Genomic DNA, 22,716 nt, shown 5'->3' with positions numbered 1-22,716 from the left:
CTCACGCCCCCGCACCGGTGGGCCCACGCCACCGACCCGCTCGTCCGTCGCGGGTCCGACCCCCCTGGCACGGGTGAAGACGTGGCTCGGCACGCACGTCTCGATGATCGCGGCGCTGGCCGTGCTGGTCTACCTGTTCGTGCCGGTGGCCTACACGTTCGCCTTCTCGTTCAACGACTACCGCAAGTCCAACATCGTCTGGAACTCCGCGGCCGGTCCGACGCTGAAGCACTGGAAGGACCCCTGTGGCGCCCCCGGTGTCTGTGACGCGCTGGTCACCTCCATCCAGGTGGGCGTCATCGCCACCGTCGTCGCGACGGTGCTCGGCACGATGCTCGCGTTCGCCCTGGTGCGGCACAAGTTCCGGGGCCGCGCGGCCAGCAACGTCCTGGTCTTCGTCCCCATGGCGACGCCGGAGATCGTCCTCGGCGCGAGCCTGCTGACGATCTTCGTGCAGGGCTTCTCCCGCTTCGGCCTCAAGCTGGGGTTCTGGACGATCGTCATCGCGCACGTGATGTTCTGCATCAGCTTCGTGGTCGTCACGGTCAAGGCCCGCCTGCAGAGCCTCGACCCACGGCTCGAGGAGGCGGCGCAGGATCTGTTCGCCGGTCCCGGGGCCACGTTCTGGCGGGTCACCTTCCCGCTGGTGCTCCCGGGTGTCGTCGGCGCCGCGCTGCTGGCCTTCTCGCTGTCGTTCGACGACTTCATCATCACCAACTTCGTGTCGGGTGACGCGACGACCTTCCCGAAGTTCGTCTACGTGTCCTACCTGCGCGGGATCCCGGCCCAGGCCAACGTGATCGGCTTCTCGATGTTCGTCATCGCGGTGCTCCTCGTGGTGGCCGGTCAGCTCATCGGCAACGCGCGCAAGCGCTGACCCCCGACCCCACCAAGGACGACCCCCCCATGCGGATCCTCATGATCGGCGCCGGTGGCGTCGGTGACGCTGCCGCGCGCATCGCCGTCGAGCGCGACTTCTTCGAGCTGCTCGTCGTCGCCGACTACGACCTGTCCAGGGCGGAGGCGACCGTCGCCCACGCCACCGCCCGGCGCCCGAGCGAGGACCGCCTCGTCGCCGAGGTGGTGGACGCCTCCGACGGCGCTGCCGTGGCCGCCCTGGCCCTGAAGCACGCGGTCACGCACGTCTTCAACGCCGTCGACCCGCGGTTCGTCATGCCGATCTTCCGTGGGGCGCTGGTGGCCGGTGCCGGCTACCTCGACATGGCCATGAGCCTGTCGCAACGCCACCCCGAGGAGCCGTACGCCAAGGCGCACGTCAAGCTCGGCGACGAGCAGTTCGCCATGGCGGGGGAGTGGGAGGCATCCAACCAGCTCGCCCTCGTGGGGATGGGCGTGGAGCCCGGGCTGTCGGACGTGTTCGCGCGGTATGCCTCCGACCACCTCTTCTCGCACATCGAGGAGCTCGGCACCAGGGACGGCGCGAACCTCGCCGTCCTCGACGCCGACGGCAACGAGACCTTCGCCCCCGGCTTCTCGATGTGGACGATCATCGAGGAGTGCCTCAACCCGCCGGTGGTGTGGGAGAGGTCCCGCGCCGAGGCCGCGGGCGGCGACGTGGAGGCGGGGTTCCGCACCCTGCCGGCGTTCGCCGAGCCCGAGGTGTTCGACTTCCCTGAGGGCATCGGCCCGGTCGAGTGCGTCCACGTCGAGCACGAGGAGGTGCTCCTCATGCCCCGCTGGGTCGACGCCGACAGGGTGACCTTCAAGTACGGCCTCGGCGAGGAGCTCATCACCATCCTCAAGACCCTGCGCACGCTCGGCCTCGACCGCACCGACCCGGTGACGGTCAAGGGTGTCCAGGTCTCGCCGCGGGACGTCGTGGCCGCGGTGCTGCCCGACCCTGCGACGATCGGTCCGCAGATGAAGGGCAAGACCTGCGCGGGCCTCTGGGTCACCGGCACGGGCAAGGACGGTCAGCCTCGCCGCACGTACCTCTACCACGTGTCGGACAACGAGGACACGATGCGCGAGTACGGCGCCCAGTGCGTCGTGTGGCAGACCGCGGTCAACCCGGTCGTCGCACTCGAGCTGCTCGCCAACGGTACGTGGGCCGGCAACGGGGTCCTCGGTCCGGAGGCGTTCGACGCCGTGCCGTTCCTCGAATTGCTCAAGGCGCCCAAGCCCGACGGCTACGGTTCGCCGTGGGGCATGGAGGACCGCTGAGACCGATGGTCGCGCTCGCGGCTAGGGTCGGCTCATGACGCGATACGGGCAGCAGTACGGCCCCGACTTCACCTTCCTCGGCGTGGACCGGTGCGACCTCGACGACGAGAGCACGTATGCCGACGCGGACGTCGTGATCCTCGGTGCACCGTTCGACGGCGGCACCTCCCACCGACCGGGAACCCGGTTCGGGCCGCAGGCGATCCGCATGACCGACTACCTCCCGCACGACGGTTCGCGGCCCTCGCTGGCGCTGCGCACCGACGGCCTGGTGGACCTGCGGGTGGTCGACGCCGGTGACGTGGAGATGTACTCCGGCGACATCGAGCGATCCCTGCCCAAGCTCGAGGCTGCGGTCGAGAAGGTGACCCGGGCCGGCGCCATACCGGTGGTCCTGGGTGGTGACCACTCCATCGCGTTCCCTGACGCCAAGGGGGTCGCGAACGTCCTCGGGCACGGCCGCGTGTCGATGATCCACTTCGACGCGCACGCCGACACCGGTGACATCGAGTTCGGGTCGCTCTGGGGCCACGGCCAGCCGATGCGTCGGCTCATCGAGTCCGGGGCGCTGCGCGGGGACCGGTTCCTGCAGGTCGGGCTGCGCGGCTACTGGCCGCCGCCGGAGACGCTCGACTGGATGGCCGGCCAGCAGATGCGCTCGTTCGAGATGACCGAGATCGTCCACCGGGGGCTGCAGGAGTGCCTCACCGAGGCGTTCGCGATCGCCACCGACGAGTGTGAGGGGGTCTTCCTCTCCGTCGACATCGACGTCTGCGACCCCGGCCACGCACCGGGCACCGGCACGCCCGAGCCCGGCGGCCTGTCGGCCCGCGAGCTGCTCGACTCGGTGCGCCGGATCTGCCTCGAGCTGCCCGTCGTCGGTGTCGACGTCGTCGAGGTCAGCCCTCCCTACGACCACGCCGACATCACCGCGGCGCTCGCGAACCGCGTCGTCCTCGAGGCGCTGTCGGCCATCGCCCGCCGTCGCCGGGACGAGCGGGACGGCACCCGCTGGGACCCGGCGCAGCCGCTGCTCGCCGGTCGCGCCGGCGCCATACCGGAGGGACACATCCCCTCCCACCACCACACGCACGAGACCCACGACCAGCACGACCACGCACCCACGGAGGAAAAGTCCTGATGGCCACCACGCAGAAGTCGCTCGTCGAATCCGTCCCGAAGGGCCTGTTCATCGCGGGGAAGTGGCGTGACGGCAGCGACGGCCGCACCATCGCCGTCGAGGACCCCTCGAGCGGCGCCACGCTCGCGCACGTCGCTGACGCGTCGGTCGCTGACGGCAAGGCGGCCCTCGATGCCGCCGTTGCGGCACAAGGGGACTGGGCCAGCACGCCGCCGCGCGACCGTGGCGAGATCCTGCGTTCGGCCTTCGAGAAGATCACCGAGCGCGCCGAGTACTTCGCCACGCTCATGACGCTCGAGATGGGCAAGACCCTGGCGGAGTCGCGGGGCGAGGTGACCTACGGCGCCGAGTTCTTCCGGTGGTTCTCCGAGGAGGCGGTGCGGATCAGCGGCCGCTGGTCGACGGCCCCGAACGGTGCGACCCGGCTCCTCACGATGAAGAAGCCGGTCGGGCCCACCCTGATGATCACGCCGTGGAACTTCCCGCTGGCCATGGGCACCCGCAAGATCGGCCCGGCCATCGCCGCCGGGTGCACCATGGTCGTCAAGCCCGCGAGCCAGACCCCCCTGACGATGCTCGCCCTGGCCGAGCTGCTGCGTGAGTGCGGCCTGCCGGACGGGGTCCTCAACGTGGTGACCACCTCGCGGACCGGTGACGTCATGGAGCCGCTCATCCGGGACTCACGCCTGCGCAAGCTCACCTTCACCGGCTCGACCAACATCGGTCGTCGCCTCGTCGAGCAGTCGGCCGAGCAGCTCCTGCGCGTGTCGATGGAGCTCGGCGGCAACGCCCCCTTCCTCGTGTTCGAGGACGCCGACCTCGACCGCGCCGTCGACGGCGCCATGCTCGCCAAGATGCGCAACATCGGTGAGGCCTGCACGGCGGCCAACCGGTTCTACGTCCACGAGAGCGTCGTCGAGGAGTTCTCCGCCAAGCTCGCCACGCGGATGGGTGGGCTCACCCTCGGCAAGGGAACCAAGAAGGGCGTCGACGTCGGCCCGCTCATCGACGGCAAGGCCCGCGACGGGGTGTCCGAGCTGGTCGAGCACGCTCGCTCGCAGGGCGCCACGGTCGTGACCGGCGGCAAGGCCGTCCCGGGGCGCGGCTACTTCTACGAGCCCACGGTCATCACCGGCGTCCGCAAGGACGCCCGGATGATGCGCGAGGAGATCTTCGGGCCGGTCGCGCCCATCGCCTCCTTCCGGACCGAGAAGGAGGCCATCGACCTGGCCAACGGCACGGAGTACGGACTCGCGTCCTACGTCTTCACGAACGACCTGGGCCGTGTCATCCGGGTCAGCGAGGCGCTCGAGTACGGGATGATCGGCATCAACCAGGGGATCATCTCCAACCCCGCAGCGCCGTTCGGAGGGGTCAAGGCCTCCGGCTTCGGGCGCGAGGGTGGCTTCGAGGGGATCGAGGAGTACCTCGAGACGACGTACGTCGGCATCGCCCCCTGATCGGCGGGTCTGTCCCGTAGTTCCCCCGGACGAAGTTGGCCGAACTGTCCCCGTACGGCGGGCAATGGGTATTCAATCGCTCTCATGACCACTGTCGAGTCGCACGAGGCCTCGGCCGAGCCTGCCTCGGCGCCGGCGACCCCGCCCGGACGCACGGCGCCGCGGCTTCGCTCCCTCACTGACGTCCTCGCCGAGACCGACGAGAAGATGCGCACCGGCCGGGCGGCCGGTGCGCGGGTGTGGCCCACGGGTTTCGACAGCCTGGACGTCGCGCTGACGGGTGGTTTCCGTTCGGGGGAGCTCATCCTGCTCGGCGGACCCCAGGGCCTGGGCAAGACCGCGATGGCACTGCAGATGCTGCGCAACGCGGTCTCCGCCAACCGCTCGGCGGTGTTCTTCTCCTACGAGCACGACGCCCACAGCGTGCTCGAGCGCCTGCTGGCCATCGAGGCGGGAGCCATCGCCGGCTCGGACGGCATCAGCCTGACCAAGATCCGACAGCGCTTCGAGGCCCGCCACAGCAACGCCCACTCCATGAGCGAGCGCTTCGCGAACGCACCCGGTGGGGCCGAGGCCGTCGCTGCCCTCGAGCGGTACGGCGAGCACCTGCACGTGCACACCTCCAGCGGCCTGCACACCACGCTGGACGAGATCCGCACCGCGATCGAGCAGGTGGTGAGCCAGGAGAGCCAGCCACCCCTCGTCCTCGTGGACTACCTCCAGAAGGTGCCCGTCGCGCAGTTCTCGGGCAGCGAGGAGGAGCGCGTCGCCGTCGTCGTCGAGCGGCTCAAGGACCTCGCCCTCGAGTTCCAGGTGCCGATCCTCGCGATCGTGGCGGCCGACAAGGGCAGCCTGGTCGCCGGGAAGCGGATGCGGGTCAACGACCTGCGCGGCTCGTCGGCCCTGGCGTACGAGTCCGACGTCATCCTCATCCTCAACGACAAGTACGACGTCGTGGCCAAGCACCACCTCGTCTACCACCTCGAGAACGCCGAGCGCTTCCGCCAGTGGGTGATCATGTCCATCGAGAAGAACCGCAGCGGTGTCGACCACGTCTCGCTGGAGTTCCGCAAGCGGTTCGAGCAGGGCCGCTTCGAGCCCGAGGGCCGGCTCGTCGAGGAGCAGCTCATCGAGGAGCGCGTCTTCCGCGACTGACGGGTCGTCCGCCGCCGTCGGGGCTAGCGTGGTGGGGGTGACCCCGACCCATCGCCGCGCCGTCCACGGCGTCGTCGCCGCCGTCACGCTTGTGGCCGTGCTGTGGCAGCTCGTCCTCATCGTCAACGGCGAGGCGGTCCTCGACGAGACTGCCGCGAAGCCGCTGGGCACCCGGCTCGTGGAGTTCATCTCCTACTTCACGGTGCTGTCCAACCTCCTCGTGGCCTACGTGTCGCTCACGCTGGCCCGCGACCCGGACCACGACGGCACCTTCTGGCGGGTGGTGCGCCTGGCCACGATCGAGGGCATCACCGTGACCGGCCTGGTGCACTGGTTCTTCCTGCGCCCGATCCTCGACCTGCACGGCGCGAGCTACGTCGTCGACAAGCTGCTGCACGTGGTGGTGCCGATCCTCGCGCTCGTGGCGTGGGCGGTCGCCGGACCACGCGGCCAGGCCGTGCGGTCCGCCGTGCTGCCCTCGCTCGGCTGGCCGCTCCTGTGGGGGCTCTACACCCTCGTGCGGGGGGTGGTCGCCGACTGGTGGCCCTACCCGTTCATGAACGTCGACACGCTCGGCTGGGGTCGGGTGCTGCTCAACCTCGCGGCCATCGCCGTGCTCTTCGCCGTGGTCGGCCTCGGTTTCGTCGCCGCGGACCGGGCGCTGGCGCGGCGCCGGCAGTCCGACGGGTGAGCCCCTCGGCGCGGGCTGCGACAATGCAGGGGTGACCTCTCCGCGCTCCGTCGCCATCCTCGGCTCCACCGGATCCATCGGGACCCAGGCGCTCGACGTGGTCTCGCGCAACTCCGACCGGTTCCGCGTCACCGCGCTGTCGGCCGGGTCCAACATCGACCTCGTCGCCGAGCAGGCGGTCGCCTTCGACGTCGACCTCGTCGCGGTCGCCGGCGGCACCGCCGAGCAGGTCGCCGAGGCGATCGCCGCGCATGCCGCGCGAGCCGGCCGCGCGGCATACCGGCCCCAGATCGTGGTCGGGGACGAGGCCGCGGTGACCGCGGCCGGGTCCGGTGCCGACGTCGTCCTCAACGGGATCACCGGCGCGATCGGGCTGCGGCCCACGCTGGCGGCGCTGGCACAGGGGTCGGTCCTGGCCCTGGCCAACAAGGAGTCGCTCATCGTCGGCGGCCCGCTGGTCAAGGCCGCAGCGAAGCCGGGGCAGATCGTGCCCGTGGACTCCGAGCACTCCGCGATCGCGCAGAGCCTGCGGGGAGGGCGCGCCGAGGAGGTCCGGCGCCTCGTCGTCACGGCCAGCGGTGGGCCGTTCCGGGGGCGCTCGCGGGAGTCCCTGCGCGAGGTCACGCCCGACCAGGCGCTGGCCCACCCGAACTTCTCCATGGGGCGGGTCATCACGACGAACTCGGCCACCTTGGTCAACAAGGGGCTCGAGGTGATCGAGGCGCACCTGCTGTTCGACATCCCGTTCGACCGCATCGACGTCGTGGTCCACCCCCAGCAGCTGATCCACTCCATGGTGGAGTTCGTCGACGGCTCGACCATCGCCCAGGCGGGACCGCCGAGGATGCTCGTGCCGATCGCCCTCGGCCTGTCCTGGCCCGAACGCCTCGCCGACGTCGACGTGCCGGTCGACTGGACCAGGGCGCAGACCTGGGAGTTCGAGCCGCTGGACGACGAGGCGTTCCCGGCCGTGCGGCTCGCCCGACAGGTCGGCGAGGCGGCGGGCACCTACCCCGCGGTCTACAACGCGGCCAACGAGGTGGCGGTCGACGCGTTCCACGAGGGGCGGATCGGGTTCCTCGACATCGTCGACACCATCGACCGGGTGGTCGCTGACCACGCTGACCACGCGAACGCGCTCCACGGGGGGATCGAATCAGCGACACTGTCCGTTGAGGACGTGTTGCGCGCCGACAGGTGGGCGCGCGAGCAGGCCCGCACCGTGCTGGGGCTGCCCCACGCACACCAGACCGACGAACCACTGACCGACGCCGAGGGGGCGCTCCACCGATGACCGTGCTGCTGTTCGTGCTCGGGGTGCTCTTCGTGGTGCTCGGGGTGGGGCTGTCCATCGGCCTGCACGAGATCGGCCACCTCGTCCCTGCCAAGAAGTTCGGCGTCAAGGTGACCCAGTACATGGTCGGCTTCGGCCCGACGTTGTGGTCACGCAAGCGCGGCGAGACCGAGTACGGCATCAAGGCGATCCCGCTCGGCGGCTACATCCGGATGATCGGGATGTTCCCGCCGCGGCCCGGGGACAAGCCGGGGACCCTGCGCGTGTCGAGCACCGGCCGTTTCTCGCAGCTCGCCGACGAGGCGCGCCAGCTCAGCCTCGAGGAGGTCCAGCCGGGCGACGAGGAGCGGGTGTTCTACAAGCTCCCGGTGCACCAGAAGGTCATCGTCATGCTCGGCGGCCCGACGATGAACTTCCTCATCGCCGTGGTGCTGCTCACCGGGGTGCTCACGACGTACGGCGTCGCGACTCTCCAGGACGGTGCCCGCGTCGCGAGCGTGTCCGAGTGCGTCGTGCCCGCCCAGGAGGCCGCGACCAAGACCACGTGTGCCGCCAGCGACCCCAGGACCCCTGCCTACTCCGCCGGGATCCGCCCCGGTGACGAGATCGTGTCGGTCGCCGGGCAGCCGATCAGGACGACGGCCGACGTCGGCAAGCTCATCCGTCCGCGCGTGGGCCAGTCGGTGCCGATCGTCGTCAAGCGCGACGGGGTCGAGCAGACGCTGACCGCCACCCCCATCAGGAACTCCGTCCAGCAGGTCGGCCCGGACGGCACGCCGCTCGTCGACGCCGACGGCCAGCCGATCACGCAGGAGACCGGGTTCCTCGGGGTCTCCTCCGAGGGGATCGTCGGCTACGAGGCGCAGCCCCTGTCCGCCGTCCCCGGGGTCGTGGGGGACCAGCTGCTGGCCACCGCCGGCGTGGTCCTCAAGATCCCGCAGAAGATGGTCGGTGTCGTGCAGGCCGCGTTCGGTTCCGGGGCGCGCGACCCCAACGGGCCCGTGTCGGTCGTCGGCGTGGGCCGCATGGCGGGCGAGGCCACCTCGGGCAAGATCCCGTGGATCGGTGGGGAGAACGGCATGAACCCGTTCGTCTTCCTGCTCATGCTGATGGCCTCGCTCAACCTCGCGCTGTTCGTCTTCAACCTCATCCCGCTGCTGCCGCTGGACGGTGGCCACGTCGCGGGAGCGCTGTGGGAGGGCACGAAGCGTGGGGTCGCCAGGCTGCGCCACCGCCCGGACCCCGGTCACGTCGACGTCGCCAAGGCCCTGCCCGTGGCGTATGCCGTGTCCTCGGTGCTCATCGTCATGTCGGTCCTGCTCATCTACGCCGACCTGGTGAAGCCGATCAGCCTCGGCGGCTAGGAGCGAGGGGCGCCGACGAGGTCGCGGTACTCCTGCTCGAGGTCCTCGGCCCGTTGCCGGGCCTGCGTGCTGCGCTCCGCGACCACGCCGAGCAGCCGCCCGGTCTCGGTCAGTGCGACGGCGACGGCGTGCGACGAGTCCTTGATGCGGGAGCGCACCATGAGGTCGCTGATGACGTTGTCGAACCAGATGTCCATGCCGCGCAGCAGGTCCGACACCTCGGGCCCCGCGGGACCCTCGAGGTCGACGTCGGCGAGCTCCCGGCTGAACCTCGCCAGGGCGTCCCCGGCCGTGCGGATGAACGCAGCGGCCTGGTCGAGCCGGTCGTGCTTGACCACGGAGCTGATCAGCCCGCCGCCCAAGAAGGTGTCGTAGGTCGACCACGTGTCGGCGCTGTCGAGCAGCCCCGCCGCGCGGTCGAGGTCGGCGCGTGCCTGCGCACCCGCGGCAGCCGCCTCGTCGAGCTCCTTCAGCTGTGCCGCCAGCACGCCGCGACGGGCGGCGAGGTCCGACAGCCGGGCTGCCATCACGGGGTCGGCGGACAGGGCGGCCTCCTTGGCGGCCACGGCCCGCGCCATCAGGGCCTTGGGGGAGGGTGCGCCGTCGAGGTCTGCGCGGCAGGAGGCCTCGTCCTGGCGTGCCCGGGCCAGCGCACGCTCGGCGTCGGCGACGGCATACTGCGCCGCCTGGGCCTCGGCCCGCTCGCGGTCGAGGTCCGCGTCACGGTTGCCGCGCAACGCGGAGGCGATGCGCGCCAGCGAGTAGGACTCGAGCCTCGCGACGTCCTGCTCCTCCTGCGCCAGCCCAGCGCGTCGGCTCGACACCAGCTCGGTCAGCCGGGCCACCTCGCGCTCGAGCGAGCCGAGCCGCGCCGTCGCGGTGGCGTGCTCGTGGGCGGTGCGAGCCGCCTCGGCGATCGCCTCGTCGGCGCGCCGCACGTCGTCCCCATGTCCCCCGGTGACCCCCATGGTCGGGGATCAAACCACAGGTGGGCGATACTTGGGCCATGACTGTTGGACTCGGTATGCCGGCACTGCCCCCGCCCGTCCTCGCGCCGCGGCGCAAGACGCGCAAGATCAAGGTCGGCAAGGTCGAGGTCGGCGGTGACGCGCCCATCTCCGTGCAGTCGATGTGCACGACCCCGACGACGGACATCAACGCGACCCTGCAGCAGATCGCCGAGCTCACCGCGTCCGGCTGCGACATCGTGCGCGTGGCGTGCCCCAGCCAGGACGACGCGGACGCCCTGCCAGCGATCGCCCGCAAGTCCCAGATCCCGGTCATCGCCGACATCCACTTCCAGCCGAAGTACGTCTTCGCCGCGATCGACGCCGGCTGCGCCGCGGTCCGGGTGAACCCCGGCAACATCCGCAAGTTCGACGACCAGGTCAAGCAGATCGCCGCGGCCGCCAAGGACGCGGGCGTCTCGATCCGCATCGGGGTCAACGCCGGGTCGCTCGACCCCCGACTGCTCGAGAAGTACGGCAAGGCCACCGCCGAGGCGCTCGTCGAGTCGGCCGTCTGGGAGGCGTCGCTCTTCGAGGAGCACGACTTCCACGACTTCAAGATCTCGGTGAAGCACAACGACCCGGTCGTCATGGTCAAGGCCTACGAGATGCTGTCCGAGCGGGGCGACTGGCCGCTGCACCTCGGCGTCACCGAGGCGGGCCCGGCGTTCCAGGGCACGATCAAGTCGGCGACCGCGTTCGGGGCGCTGCTGTCCAAGGGCATCGGCGACACCATCCGGGTCTCCCTGTCGGCTCCTCCCGTCGAGGAGGTCAAGGTCGGCAACCAGATCCTCCAGTCGCTCAACCTCAAGCCCCGCAAGCTCGAGATCGTCTCGTGCCCGTCGTGCGGTCGGGCCCAGGTGGACGTCTACAAGCTCGCCGACGAGGTCACGGCCGGCCTCGAGGGCATGACCGTGCCGCTCCGCGTGGCCGTCATGGGCTGTGTCGTCAACGGCCCCGGTGAGGCCCGCGAGGCCGACCTCGGCGTCGCCTCCGGCAACGGCAAGGGCCAGATCTTCGTCAAGGGTGAGGTCGTCAAGACCGTGCCCGAGAGCCAGATCGTGGAGACCCTCATCGAGGAGGCCATGCGCATCGCCGAGGAGATGGGCGAGCCCGTCGACGAGGCCAGTGCCGGGGCCCCCAGCGTCACCGTCGGCTGACCTGTCCAGCCCCGTCCCACATCGTGGGCGAAGCGTCACCCCGGTTATCACCCGAAGTTATGGGTGGGATAACTTTCTGATGTGTTCACGTTGAGCGGCCGCACGGCACCGGTCCCCGGTGTCCGCCCGACCCGTCGGGCCTGTCCCTAGCCGCACCCGTATGGCGCCTGCCCGGCGCCCGCGTGCGGCCCGCCCCCTCGTCAACGTCCTTCCGACACACCAGCACCGCGCGGGTTCCGTCATGCCCGCGCCCGGGTCAGCGCCGACCCTGCCCAGCCCTCACGACCCTAGGAACCGATCACCATGTCCGTGCGCCGTCGCGCCCTCGTCCTCGCCACCTCCGCAGCGCTCGCGCTCTCCCTCGCCGCGTGCGGTGGGGGCAGCAGCAGCTCCGCCGAGTCCAACCCCTACAAGCTCCAGCAGCCCGGCACGCTGCGCGTCGGCACGCTGACCGACGCGCCGCCGAACGTCTTCCTCAAGGACGGCAAGTTCACCGGGTTCGACAACGACCTCCTCTCGGCCGTGGCCGCCAAGCTCGGCCTCAAGGTCCAGTTCGTCGGCACCGAGTTCAGCTCGCTGCTCGCCCAGGTCAAGACCGGCAAGTACGACCTCGGGTCGTCCTCGATCAGCATCACCGAGGCGCGCAAGAAGACCGTGGCGTTCTCCAACAAGTACGACTTCGGCTTCCTCGGCCTCGACGTCCCGAAGGGCTCGCCGATCACGTCGTTCGACCAGCTGTCCGGCAAGCGGGTCGTCGTCGTGCAGGGCACCGTCCAGGACGACTTCGCCACGCGCGAGAACCTCGACCCCGTGCGGGTGCCCGACTACAACGCCGCCCTCAACCAGCTCAAGGCGGGTACGGCGGACGCGTGGGTGACCCCCGCGGAGATCGGCGAGAAGACGGCCACCGACTCCGGTGGCAAGGTGCTCGCCGTCGCCAAGCAGCTCGACCCGGGTGGCACGGCATTCGCCGTGAACCAGCAGAACGACGCCCTGCGCAAGGCCGTCGACAAGGCCCTCGACGAGGTCATCGCCGACGGCACCTGGGCGAAGCTGCAGAAGCAGTACTACCCCAGCCGCGAGATCCCGGCCGACTTCACGCCGGGCAGCGGCTCGGTCGCCATCGGCGCTGCCCGGTAACGACGACCACCTCCACCACCACCACCGAGAGGAGGGCCAGGGATGGATGTCCTGAGCACCCTGTGGCAGACGTTCTTCGACGTCGACGCCATGCGCACCGCCCTGCCCGAGCTGATCAAGGTCGGACTGCCCAACACCCTGATCCTGGCCCTCACCTCGGCGGTCATCGGGACCGTCGTCGGCATGGTCCTGGCCGTCGCCGGCCTGTCCGGCAGCCGTTGGCTGCGCTGGCCGGCGCGGGTCTACACCGACATCTTCCGCGGCCTCCCCGCCGCCGTGACGATCCTGCTCATCGGCGTCGGCCTGTCGCCGGTCGGGCTGCAGATCTGGGGCCCGAACCCCTACCCGCTCGGCATCCTCGCGCTCTCGCTCATCGCCAGCGCCTACATCGGCGAGATCTTCCGCTCCGGCATCCAGAGCGTCGACGCAGGACAGCTCGAGGCCGCCCGCGCGCTCGGCTTCTCACGCCCGAGCGGCATGCGGCTGGTGGTCATCCCGCAGGGGATCCGGCGGGTGCTGCCGGCCCTGGTCAACCAGTTCATCGCGCTGATCAAGGAGTCGTCGCTCGTCTACTTCCTCGGGCTGCTCGCCAGCCAGCGCGACCTGTTCCGGATCGGCCAGGACGCCGCCGCCAACACCGGCAACGAGTCGGCGCTCCTGCTGGCCGGGTTGTTCTACCTGCTCATCACGGTGCCGCTCACCCACGTCGTCAACGCCATCGACCGCCGGCTGCGCGACGGCCGTCGCGCCGACGGCGCGGAGCGCGTCGAGGACGAACCCACCGACCCGGCCGCCCCGTCCCTCGCCCTCGCCCAGGAAGGCCACCGATGAGCACCACCGCCGCACCGCCCACGGCCACCACCGGGGTGTCGGTCGCCACGCGCGACGTCCACCTGTCGTTCGGCACCAACCACGTCCTGCGTGGCGTCACCCTCGCGGTTCCTGCGGCCTCGACGACCTGTGTCATCGGGCCGTCGGGATCCGGCAAGTCGACGCTGCTGCGCGTCGTGAACAGGTTGCTGGAACCCGACTCCGGTGACGTCCTGCTCGAGGACCGCAGCGTGCTCGCCGACGACCCCGACCAGCTGAGGCAACGGGTGGGCATGGTGTTCCAGCACTTCAACCTGTTCCCGCACAAGACGGTCCGCGACAACATCACCCTGGGGCTCACCCGCCTCCGCGGCCTCTCGAAGGACGAGGCGGTCGAGCAGGCGCTCGCCCAGCTCGACCGGGTCGGGCTGCGGCACAAGGCCGATGTCCGGCCCGGGACCCTGTCGGGAGGCCAGCAGCAGCGCGTCGCCATCGCCAGGGCGCTCGCGATGCAGCCCCAGGTGATGCTCTTCGACGAGGCCACCTCGGCCCTCGACCCCGAGCTGGTCAAGGGGGTCCTCGCGACCATGGCCGACCTCGCCTCCGGGGGCATGACGATGCTCGTCGTGACGCACGAGATGGGGTTCGCCCGTTCGGTGGCGGACCAGGTGCTGTTCATGGACCGGGGTGTCGTCGTCGAGTCGGGTTCGCCCGACACGGTGTTCGAGGACGCCCGCAGCGACCGGCTCCGACGGTTCCTCTCCCAGGTGCTGTGAGCCGTCCTGCCCGCGTCGTCGGTCGATAGCGGCGCGCAGACGTCACGCACGGCCTAGGCTGACTGCGTGCTGCGCACCCGGAACCCGGTCCACGCCCTGACGGCGGCGGACCGCGACGACGCCCTCGAGGTGTGCGCCCGCAACCTCCCGGCCAACGTCTTCGTCGCCGCCCGCCTGCTAGAAGGAGTGCTGACGACGCAGCCGGGAACCGTCCTCGGGCACCGCGTCGACGGACGCCTGCAGTCGCTGTGCTGGTCCAGCGCCAACCTCGTCCCCGTCGAGGCCGACGAGGCCGACATCGCCTTCTTCGCCGACCGGGTCCGTCGCTGGCGACGGCACTGCGCGTCGATCCTCGGCCCGGCCGACCAGGTGGCCGAGCTGTGGCGACACCTCGCACCTGCGTGGGGTCCCGCGCGCGCGGTGCGTGCCGACCAGCCGCTCATGAGCGCGATGGACCTGCCGTCGTCCCTCGGGGTCGATCTCGACCCGCGCGTGCGCCCCGCGACGACCGACGAGGTCGACCTCGTGATGCCGGCCGCGGCGCACATGTTCGAGGGGGAGATCGGCTACCCGCCCTACTCGGGGTCCGGCGCGGCATACCGGACTGCGCTCCTGGCCCTCATCGACCGGGGCCACACCTTCGTCGTCGTCGAGGACGGTGCCGTCATCTTCAAGGCCGACGTCGGGTCGGTGGCCCTCGGGTGCGCCCAGCTGCAGGGCGTGTGGCTGGCACCGCACCTGCGCGGGCAGGGGCTGGCCGTGCCGCTCATGGCGTCCGTCGTCGAGCAGGTGATGGCCACGCGGGCCAAGTGGGTCACGTTGTACGTCAACGACTTCAACACCAGCGCGCGTGCGACCTACACGAAGGTCGGCTTCGAGGACGTCGGTTCGTTCTCGACCGTCCTGCTCTGATGCAGCAGGACGCGCCCCGGGAGGACGACCCGGCCGCGGGCAACGCCCTGCTGTGGCTCACCGGCTCCGTGCTCGCCTTCGGCCTGTTCGTCGCGCTCGTGCCCGGGGTGCAGCCCGAGGGGCGCACCTGGCTCTGGGTCGGCCTCGTGCTGGTCGCCCTCGGTGGGGTCACCTTCGCCCTGGCGCTGCGGGCCCGGCTGCGGTACCTCGCCGCGCACCGGGTGGCCGAGCCGGACAGGATGGACCCATGACCTCCCTGCGCGCCGTTCGCGACACCACCCCGCCCCTGAGCAAGGACGTCGCCGGGCTGGCGGCGCTGTTCCTCACGTCGGGGGTGACCCACCTGACCAAGCCGGAGGTGTTCGAGCCGCTCGTGCCGAACTCGCTCCCGCGACGACGCGAGCTGGTCTACGCGTCCGGTGTCGCCGAGCTCGTCTGTGCCGCCGGCCTGCTCCACCCGCGGACCCGTCGCCTCGCCGGCTGGGGGAGCGCCGCCCTGCTGGTGGCGATCCTGCCGGGCAACGTCCAGATGAGCGTCAACCACGGCAAGCGCGCCCAGCGCCGGCAGACCACCGGGGCCAGGGCGATGTTCGCCGGCACCGTGGCGCGGCTGCCGCTCCAGCTCCCGCTGATCCGCACCGCCCTCCGGGCCGCCGGCCGCTGACGAGGCGTGCCGGTCAGTACAGGCCGGTCGAGTACTGCTCGCCGTAGTACCTCTCGAGCTCCTCGACCGAGTCCTCCGGTCGTTCCAGGGCCTTGGCGATCTCCGGCCGGGAGCCGACGGCCATCGGGTCCCAGGTCGCCGGGTGCCACAGCTTGCTGCGCATGAACGCCTTGGCGCAGTGGAAGAAGACCTCCTCCACGTCGAGGACGAGTGCCAGCACGGGGCGGTGGCCCTTGACCTCCATGTCGTCGAACCACGGGGCGTCGGAGACCAGCCGGGCGCGGCCGTTGACACGCAGCGTGTCACCGCGGCCGGGGACGAGGAAGATCAGGCCGGCGTGCGGGTTCTCCAGGACGTTGAGGTAGCCGTCGACCCGCTTGTTGCCCCTGCGCTCGGGGACGGCGAGCGTCGTGTCGTCGAGGACCTTGACGAACCCCGCCGGGTCGCCCTTCGGCGAGGAGTCGCACCGTCCCAGGGCGTCCGAGGTCGACACGACGCAGAACGGTGACGCGGCGATCCAGTCCCGGTCGAGCTCGTGCAGCGACGTCCTGACCTTGTCCCGCACCCGGGGGAGCGGGTCGCCGACGAGCTCCCGCAGCTGGTCGGCGGTCTCGATCCGGTGGTCGTCCACGGTGGCGTCGGAGCTCATGCCGCCAGTGTGCCAGCGCCGTCCGGACCCGTGCGGCCCTCCGCCGGCACAACTGGGGTGAGCCCGCGGCACACGCACCGATATCCTCTGGTGGTTGTCCACCACCTGAGGAGTCCGAAGTGGCACTGCGCATGTCGACCCTGTTCCTGCGAACCCTTCGCGAGGACCCGGCCGATGCCGAGGTGCCGAGCCACCGGCTGCTCGTCCGGGCCGGCTACATCCGCCGCGTCAGCCCCGGCATCTACACCTGGCTGCCGCTCGGCCTGAAGGTCCTGCGCAAGGTCGAGAAGATCGTCCGCGAGGAGATGGACGCGATCGGCTCCCAGGAGCTGCTCTTCCCCGCCCTGCTGCCCAAGGAGCCCTTCGAGGCGTCCGGGCGCTGGACCGAGTACGGCGACAACATCTTCCGCCTCCAGGACCGCAAGGGTGCCGACTACCTGCTCGGCCCGACGCACGAGGAGATGTTCACCCTCACGGTGAAGGACCTCTACTCGTCCTACAAGGACCTGCCCCTGTCGATCTACCAGATCCAGACGAAGTACCGCGACGAGGCGCGTCCGCGCGCCGGCATCCTGCGCGGCCGCGAGTTCATCATGAAGGACTCCTACTCGTTCGACATCGACGTGGCCGGGCTCGACAAGAGCTACCAGCTGCACCGTGACGCATACGTCCGCATCTTCAACCGGCTCGGCTTCCACTACGTCATCGTCCAGGCGATGGCCGGCGCCATGGGCGGGTCCAAGAGCGAGGAGTTCCTCGCCACCGCGGAGAACGGCGAGGACACCTACGTCCACTGCCGCAACTGCGGGTATGCCGCGAACGTCGAGGCCGTGCAGGTGCCCGTCCCCGACGCGTTGCCCTACGACGACGCGCCTGCCGCGCACGCCGAGGACACCCCCGACACCCCGACCATCGAGACCCTGGTCGACCACCTCAACGCGGCCTTCCCCCGGGAGGACCGTCCTTGGGCCGCGAGCGACACCCTGAAGAACGTCCTCGTCGTGCTCGTGCACCCCGACGGCACCCGCGAGCCCCTCGCCATCGGCGTGCCCGGCGACCGCGAGATCGACGAGAAGCGCCTGGGCGCCCAGGTCGAGCCCGCCGAGGTGGAGGCGTTCGAGGAGAAGGACTTCGCGGCCAACCCCGCCCTCGCCAAGGGCTACATCGGGCCGGGCGCCCTCGGCTCCGAGTCGTCGTCGAGGATCCGCTACCTGCTCGACCCCCGCGTCGTCGAGGGCACCCGCTGGGTGACCGGTGCCGACGTCCCCGGCAAGCACGTCATCGACCTCGTCGCCGGCCGCGACTTCACCGCCGACGGCACGATCGAGGCGGCCGACGTCCGCCCCGGCGACGCCTGCCCCTCGTGCGGCCACGACCTCGAGTCGGCCCGCGGCATCGAGATGGGCCACATCTTCCAGCTCGGCACGAAGTACGCCGAGGCCCTCGACCTCAAGGTGCTGGACCAGAACGGCAAGCTCCAGACGGTCATCATGGGTTCCTACGGCGTCGGGGTCTCGCGGGCGGTGGCCTGCGTCGCGGAGGGCAACCACGACGAGCTCGGCCTGCGCTGGCCGCGCGAGATCGCCCCCGCCGACGTCCACCTGGTTGCCGCGGGCAAGGACATGAACCGCGACCCCGAGGTCTTCACGAAGTCCGAGGAGCTCGTCCGCGAGCTCGAGGCCGCGGGCCTGACGGTGCTGTTCGACGACCGGCAGAAGGTCAGCCCCGGCGTGCGGTTCAAGGACTCCGAGCTCATCGGCATCCCGACCATCGTGGTCGTCGGCAAGTCGCTCGAGAACGGCATCGTCGAGGTCAAGGACCGCGCCACCGGGGAGCGCACCGAGGTCCCGGTCGACGGCGTCGTCGCAGCGGTCCTGGCCGCGGTGAACGGCTCGGCCGGCTGATGGGGGCTGTGCCCCTCGAGGCGGTCATCTTCGACTGGGGCGGCACGTTGACGCCCTGGCACGATGTCGACCTGCCGAAGCAGTGGCGGGTCTTCGCGCGCGAGGTCCATGGCCTGCCCGTCGAGGATCCCGACATGCCGGCCGACGACCTTGCCGAGGCCGACTCGCTCGCGATGCGGATCCACGCCGCCGAGGAGCGCGCGTGGTCCCGGGGACGTGAGAGCCACGAGAGCGCGTCGATCGAGCAGATCCTCGCGGACGCGGGGGTGGACGCCGAGCACGACCGGCACCACCTGGCGCTGGCGGCATACCGGAGGTTCTGGGAGCCGCACACCCACACGGACCCACAGGTCCGCCCGCTCTGGGAGGGGCTGCACGACCGCGGGCTCAAGGTGGGCGTGCTGTCCAACACGATCTGGACCCGGGCCTACCATCGCGAGGTGTTCCAGCGCGACGGCGTCCTGGACCTCGTCGACGGTGACGTGTACTCCTCCGAGATCCACGTCGTGAAGCCGCACCCCGAGGCGTTCCTCGCCGCCTGCGCCGCGGTCGGTGTCGAGCCGCAGGCAGCGGTCTACGTCGGCGACCGGCCGTACGAGGACGTGCACGGCCCCCAGCAGGTCGGCATGCGCGCGATCTGGGTGCCGCACAGCGACATCCCGGAGAGCCAGCGGGTCACGGTCGACGTCACGCCCGACGCCGAGGCCCACGAGCTGCTCGACATCCTGGACATCGTCGACGGCTGGCTGGGTCGGTAGGTGCCCGACCTCGACCTGACCACGGTCCTGCTGATGGCCCTGGCGGGGTTCGGCGCGGGGTGGGTCGACGCCGTGGTGGGCGGTGGTGGGCTCGTGCAGCTCCCGGCCCTGCTCCTCGGCTTCCCGTCGGCGACCCCGGCGCAGCTGCTGGCGACCAACAAGATCGCCGGGATCTTCGGCACCACCACGAGCTCGATCACATACTGGCGCAGGGTCCGTCCCGACCTGCGCACGGCCCTGCCCATGGCAGCGGTCGCGTACGTCGGGGCGGTCGGCGGGGCGCTCCTCGGGCTGCACATCCCCAAGGCGGCGTTCAACCCGGTCATCCTGGTCATGCTCGTGGTCGTCGGTGCCTACACCGTCGCCAGACCACGCCTCGGGCACGAGACGGCGCTGCGGTTCGACGGCCACCGCCACACCGTCGTCGCGATGCTCACCGGTTTCGTCATCGGCGTCTACGACGGCGCGCTGGGGCCGGGCACCGGGTCGTTCCTCGTCTTCGCCCTCGTCGGCCTGATGGGGTACGCGTTCCTCGAGGCCAGCGCCAAGGCCAAGATCGCCAACTTCGCCACCAACCTCGGGGCGCTGACGGTCTTCGTCCCCGGCGGGCACGTCATGTGGACGATCGGTGCCGTCATGGCGGTCGCCAACATCGTCGGGGGGTACGTCGGGGCCAGGACCGCCGTCGCCCGGGGGAGTAGGTTCGTGCGCGTGGTCTTCGTCGTCGTCCTCGTCGCATTCATCGTCCGGATCGGCGGCTCGGTGCTGGGGGTGTGGGCATGACGGCCGCGGGACCGGTGCTGCGCCCGGACCCCCGGCTGCTCGACCGCTGCGCCGTCCTCGTGGAGGCCGCCACCCTCGAGGGACGCCGACGGGTCCTGGGCATCAGCGGGGCGCCCGGCGCGGGCAAGACCACGCTCGTCCTCGCGGTGCTCGCTGCTGCCGCGGCTGACCCTCGCCTCGCGGGACGTGTCGCCCACGTGCCGATGGACGGCTACCACCTGCCCAACGCGGAGCTGGACCGCCTGGGGCGCCGGCACCGCAAGGGCGCCCCGGACACCTTCGACGTGGAGGCGTATGCCGCGACCCTCACCACCGCGCGGGCCACCCCGCGAGCGGCGCTGTGGGCCCCGAGCTTCGACCACGGTGTCGGCGAACCGGAGCCCGACTCGATCGAGGTCCCCGTGGGCGCCGACCTCGTCCTCACCGAGGGCAACTACCTGCTGCTGCCCGACGGTGGCTGGCCGACGGTCCGCGCCGAGCTCGACGAGGTGTGGTTCTGCGACCTGGCGGCCGAGCAGCGGCGGGCCCGCCTGGTCGACCGGCACGTCCTCACCGGGCGTGAGGTCGACGACGCCGAGGCGTGGGTCGACCGGTCCGACGAGGCCAACGCCCGGCTCGTCGTCACCGGGCGCGACCGGGCCGACGTGGTCGTCGTCGACGGCCTCGTGGTCGACTGACCCGACCCGCCCCGCCCCGTCCGCGCCCTCCCGTCGCGCGCTCCGGTCGTTGAGTGGTCCGGCGGGCCAGGCCCCGTCGGACCACTCAAGGACTGCGGGATCAGACGGAGCGGCCGGCGAACGCGGCCAGGCGCTCGTACGGGCCGGCGTCCTCCGGGGCGTCCTGCTCGGGCCGGAAGGCCTGGCCCCGGGCTTCTGGCGTGAGAGCCTGCGACATCGTCGCGTACCCGGCCTCGGCCACCCCGGCGTCGAGCTCGCCGCTGTCCTTGCCCAGGGCGGTCGCCAGGTCCCAGGCGTGCACGGCCAGCTCGGCGGTCTGGAATCCCGCTCCACCCTGGGCGTCGGGGTTCTCGTCCCAGGCGGCGCGGAGGTCGTCGGCGTGCGTGCGGAAGGTGTCGGCCCAGTCCTCGGGCAGCTCGCTCCCGGCGGACCAGTCCGGCTTGCCGCCGCGCACCGAGGTCGCGAAGTTGGCCGGTCCCTGGACGACGTGGCCGAGCAGCTCGCGCACGGTCCAGTCGGAGCAGGGCGTCGGCCGGTCGAGGTCGGCAGGTTGCACCGACTCCACGAGGGTGCCGAGCTGGGTGAGGCCACGGTCCAGGGTCGAGAGGTCGTCTCGTGAGGTGTCCATCCCGCCACGCAACCACTCCAACCCCGTCCAGACAAGACCTTTCGGGCAGGTCGGGAAAGCCAAACCGACGTCACGGGCTGTCCACAGCAAACTCCTAGACTTCGGCCGCACAGTTCTCCTGTGACCACGATCGACGTGCCGGCCCCCATGGCGCCCGCCCCCTCCCCGGCCGCCCCGGCGGCATACCGGAGCCGTGCGGTCCGGACCGTCCCGCGCTGGTGGCGCGACGCCTCGGCGGCCGCCTTCTGGCTCGTGCTGCTGTGGGTGACCGCGCTCTGGGTCGCCCACGGCGGCATCCAGGACCTCGGTTCGGTCGCGGGGGCCCTCACCAGCACCGGCCGGCTCACCGGACTCATCGCCTCGGCGCTGCTGCTGGTGCAGGTCTTCCTCATGGCACGGGTGCCGTGGTTCGAGCAGGCGTGGGGCCAGGACGAGCTCGCGAGGACGCACCGGCTGGTCGGGTTCACGTCGTTCAACCTGCTGTGGGCGCACATCGTGCTCATCACCCTCGGCTACGCCGCCGGGACCCCCACGGGGATCTGGGGGACGCTCGTCGACCTGGTGCTGCACTACCCGGGCATGCTCCTGGCCACGGCCGGCGCCATCGCGCTGTGCATGGTCGTCGTGACCTCGGTGCGCAGGTCCCGGCGTCGGCTGCGCTACGAGTCGTGGCACCTCATCCACCTCTACGGCTACCTCGGCGCGGGCCTCGCCCTGCCGCACCAGCTGTGGACCGGGCGGGAGTTCCTGGCCTCCACCGCCTCGACGGTCTTCTGGTGGACCCTGTATGCCGTGTGCGCGACGGCCGTGCTCGGCTACCGGATCGGCGTGCCCGCCTGGCGCTCGCTGCGGGCCCCGCTGCGGGTCGACTCGGTCGTCGACGAGGGGCCGGGGGTCACCTCCGTGGTCGTCACCGGCCGCGGCGTCGAGAAGCTCGACGTGGAGCCCGGGCAGTTCCTCCAGTGGCGCTTCCTCGACGGTCCGGGCTGGAGCCGCGCCCACCCCTACTCCCTGTCCGCGGCCCCCGACGGCCGGTCCCTGAGGATCACGGCGGCCGAGGTCGGCGACGGCACCGCCCGCCTGGCCACGATGGCGCCCGGCACCCGGGTGCTCATCGAGGGTCCGTACGGTCGCCTGCGCCCGGGGGTGCGCACCCGCCGCAAGGTCCTGCTCATGGGCGCGGGGATCGGCATCACCCCGATCCGCGCCCTGCTCGAGGGTCTCGAGCAGGACCCCGGCGACGTCGTCGTCGTGCACCGGGCCCACAGCCGCGACCAGTTCGTCTTCGCCGCCGAGCTGTTCGAGCTGGCTCGCGAGAAGGGTGCCCGGTACGTCACCGTCGAGGGCGCTCGCGTCCCGGGTCGAGACTCCTGGCTGCCGGCCTCCGCGGCCCACCTCAGCGACGCGCAGGCACTGAGCCAGCTCGTCCCGGACGTGGCGGAGCGCGACATCTTCCTCTGCGGCGCACCGAAGTGGATGGACGCGGCTCGCAATGCCGCCCTCGACTGCGGTGTCCCGTCCGACCACATCCACCTCGAGCTGTTCGAGTACTAGGAGAC

The 22,716-nt window shown here is 71.2% G+C and carries 23 protein-coding genes; 20 read left to right on the top strand and 3 right to left on the bottom strand.

The genetic code is table 11. From position 1 onward, the window contains the following. The first annotated feature begins 103 nt into the window (after positions 1-103). The 8 genes from ASC58_RS01760 (at position 104) to ASC58_RS01725 (ending at position 9,289) form a co-directional block, all read left to right on the top strand. The gene (locus ASC58_RS01760; RefSeq protein ID WP_082552918.1) at positions 104-877 is read left to right on the top strand and encodes an ABC transporter permease; all 774 of its coding nucleotides are present in this window, start codon (positions 104-106) and stop codon (positions 875-877) included. Between the two features lie 29 nt (positions 878-906). Then, positions 907-2,184 carry a saccharopine dehydrogenase family protein gene (locus tag ASC58_RS01755; RefSeq protein WP_056918188.1) on the top strand — a complete coding sequence of 426 codons (1,278 nt, stop codon included), beginning with the start codon at positions 907-909 and terminating at the stop codon, positions 2,182-2,184. Between the two features lie 34 nt (positions 2,185-2,218). Continuing rightward, positions 2,219-3,325 carry an agmatinase gene (speB, locus tag ASC58_RS01750; RefSeq protein WP_082552837.1) on the top strand — a complete coding sequence of 369 codons (1,107 nt, stop codon included), beginning with the start codon at positions 2,219-2,221 and terminating at the stop codon, positions 3,323-3,325. After that, positions 3,325-4,785, top strand: a complete 1,461-nt coding sequence (locus tag ASC58_RS01745; RefSeq protein ID WP_056918187.1) for an NAD-dependent succinate-semialdehyde dehydrogenase — start codon at positions 3,325-3,327, stop codon at positions 4,783-4,785. The genes speB and ASC58_RS01745 overlap by 1 nt, the downstream gene beginning before the upstream one ends. Before the next feature lie 84 nt (positions 4,786-4,869). Next, positions 4,870-5,940, top strand: a complete 1,071-nt coding sequence (locus tag ASC58_RS01740) for a DnaB-like helicase C-terminal domain-containing protein (RefSeq protein WP_056918186.1) — start codon at positions 4,870-4,872, stop codon at positions 5,938-5,940. 37 nt (positions 5,941-5,977) lie between these two features. Further along, on the top strand, positions 5,978-6,631 hold the full coding sequence (locus tag ASC58_RS01735) for a Pr6Pr family membrane protein (protein WP_056915101.1): 654 nt from the start codon (positions 5,978-5,980) through the stop codon (positions 6,629-6,631). 31 nt (positions 6,632-6,662) lie between these two features. Continuing rightward, the gene (dxr, locus tag ASC58_RS01730) at positions 6,663-7,925 is read left to right on the top strand and encodes a 1-deoxy-D-xylulose-5-phosphate reductoisomerase (RefSeq protein WP_056918185.1); all 1,263 of its coding nucleotides are present in this window, start codon (positions 6,663-6,665) and stop codon (positions 7,923-7,925) included. Continuing rightward, entirely contained in the window at positions 7,922-9,289 is a 1,368-nt protein-coding gene (locus tag ASC58_RS01725) for an RIP metalloprotease (protein WP_056918184.1), read from the top strand. Before dxr ends, ASC58_RS01725 begins: the two co-directional genes overlap by 4 nt. Here the strand turns inward: ASC58_RS01725 and ASC58_RS01720 are convergent. Continuing rightward, positions 9,286-10,257, bottom strand: coding sequence for a hypothetical protein (locus ASC58_RS01720; protein WP_056918183.1), 972 nt, complete (start codon positions 10,255-10,257; stop codon positions 9,286-9,288). The genes ASC58_RS01725 and ASC58_RS01720 overlap by 4 nt on opposite strands. 38 nt (positions 10,258-10,295) lie before the next feature. Here ASC58_RS01720 and ispG point away from each other — a divergent pair, with 38 nt between their 5' ends. The 7 genes from ispG (at position 10,296) to ASC58_RS01685 (ending at position 15,758) form a co-directional block, all read left to right on the top strand. Continuing rightward, entirely contained in the window at positions 10,296-11,456 is a 1,161-nt protein-coding gene (gene ispG / locus ASC58_RS01715) for a flavodoxin-dependent (E)-4-hydroxy-3-methylbut-2-enyl-diphosphate synthase (RefSeq protein WP_056915097.1), read from the top strand. 303 nt (positions 11,457-11,759) lie between these two features. Next, complete coding sequence (locus ASC58_RS01710) at positions 11,760-12,596, top strand: ABC transporter substrate-binding protein (protein WP_056915096.1); 837 nt, start codon at positions 11,760-11,762, stop codon at positions 12,594-12,596. 42 nt (positions 12,597-12,638) lie between these two features. Then, positions 12,639-13,427: an amino acid ABC transporter permease gene (locus ASC58_RS01705; RefSeq protein ID WP_056918182.1), complete on the top strand. Its 789-nt coding sequence runs from the start codon at positions 12,639-12,641 to the stop codon at positions 13,425-13,427. Beyond that, the gene (locus ASC58_RS01700) at positions 13,424-14,182 is read left to right on the top strand and encodes an amino acid ABC transporter ATP-binding protein (RefSeq protein WP_056915094.1); all 759 of its coding nucleotides are present in this window, start codon (positions 13,424-13,426) and stop codon (positions 14,180-14,182) included. The genes ASC58_RS01705 and ASC58_RS01700 overlap by 4 nt, the downstream gene beginning before the upstream one ends. A 66-nt stretch (positions 14,183-14,248) precedes the next feature. Continuing rightward, a complete protein-coding gene (locus ASC58_RS01695; RefSeq protein ID WP_056915093.1) occupies positions 14,249-15,094 on the top strand; it encodes a DUF4081 domain-containing GNAT family N-acetyltransferase in 846 nt (281 codons plus the stop codon). Next, on the top strand, positions 15,094-15,345 hold the full coding sequence (locus ASC58_RS01690; protein WP_056915092.1) for a hypothetical protein: 252 nt from the start codon (positions 15,094-15,096) through the stop codon (positions 15,343-15,345). Before ASC58_RS01695 ends, ASC58_RS01690 begins: the two co-directional genes overlap by 1 nt. Next, positions 15,342-15,758, top strand: coding sequence for a MauE/DoxX family redox-associated membrane protein (locus ASC58_RS01685; protein ID WP_056915091.1), 417 nt, complete (start codon positions 15,342-15,344; stop codon positions 15,756-15,758). Before ASC58_RS01690 ends, ASC58_RS01685 begins: the two co-directional genes overlap by 4 nt. Before the next feature lie 13 nt (positions 15,759-15,771). Here ASC58_RS01685 and ASC58_RS01680 read toward each other — a convergent pair whose 3' ends face one another. Further along, on the bottom strand, positions 15,772-16,407 hold the full coding sequence (locus tag ASC58_RS01680) for a pyridoxamine 5'-phosphate oxidase family protein (protein ID WP_056918181.1): 636 nt from the start codon (positions 16,405-16,407) through the stop codon (positions 15,772-15,774). A 119-nt stretch (positions 16,408-16,526) separates the two neighbouring features. Here ASC58_RS01680 and ASC58_RS01675 point away from each other — a divergent pair, with 119 nt between their 5' ends. The 4 genes from ASC58_RS01675 to ASC58_RS01660 are packed head-to-tail and all read left to right on the top strand — an operon-like array spanning position 16,527 to position 20,529. Then, positions 16,527-18,311, top strand: a complete 1,785-nt coding sequence (locus tag ASC58_RS01675; RefSeq protein WP_056918180.1) for a proline--tRNA ligase — start codon at positions 16,527-16,529, stop codon at positions 18,309-18,311. Further along, a complete protein-coding gene (locus tag ASC58_RS01670) occupies positions 18,311-19,069 on the top strand; it encodes an HAD family hydrolase (RefSeq protein ID WP_056915088.1) in 759 nt (252 codons plus the stop codon). The genes ASC58_RS01675 and ASC58_RS01670 overlap by 1 nt, the downstream gene beginning before the upstream one ends. After that, positions 19,070-19,852, top strand: a complete 783-nt coding sequence (locus ASC58_RS01665) for a TSUP family transporter (RefSeq protein WP_056918179.1) — start codon at positions 19,070-19,072, stop codon at positions 19,850-19,852. Further along, on the top strand, positions 19,849-20,529 hold the full coding sequence (locus ASC58_RS01660) for a nucleoside/nucleotide kinase family protein (RefSeq protein WP_056915086.1): 681 nt from the start codon (positions 19,849-19,851) through the stop codon (positions 20,527-20,529). Before ASC58_RS01665 ends, ASC58_RS01660 begins: the two co-directional genes overlap by 4 nt. Before the next feature lie 100 nt (positions 20,530-20,629). Here the strand turns inward: ASC58_RS01660 and ASC58_RS01655 are convergent, their stop codons facing one another. After that, positions 20,630-21,157, bottom strand: coding sequence for a TIGR03086 family metal-binding protein (locus ASC58_RS01655; RefSeq protein WP_056918178.1), 528 nt, complete (start codon positions 21,155-21,157; stop codon positions 20,630-20,632). 120 nt (positions 21,158-21,277) lie between these two features. Here ASC58_RS01655 and ASC58_RS01650 point away from each other — a divergent pair, with 120 nt between their 5' ends. Further along, positions 21,278-22,711, top strand: a complete 1,434-nt coding sequence (locus ASC58_RS01650; RefSeq protein WP_235529049.1) for a ferric reductase-like transmembrane domain-containing protein — start codon at positions 21,278-21,280, stop codon at positions 22,709-22,711. Positions 22,712-22,716 lie beyond the last annotated feature (5 nt).

Source organism: Phycicoccus sp. Root101, assembly GCF_001426245.1.
Classification (GTDB): Bacteria; Actinomycetota; Actinomycetes; order Actinomycetales; family Dermatophilaceae; genus Pedococcus.
Note: the sequence above shows the minus strand (reverse complement) of the source record. Positions and strands in the feature narration are given on the sequence as shown.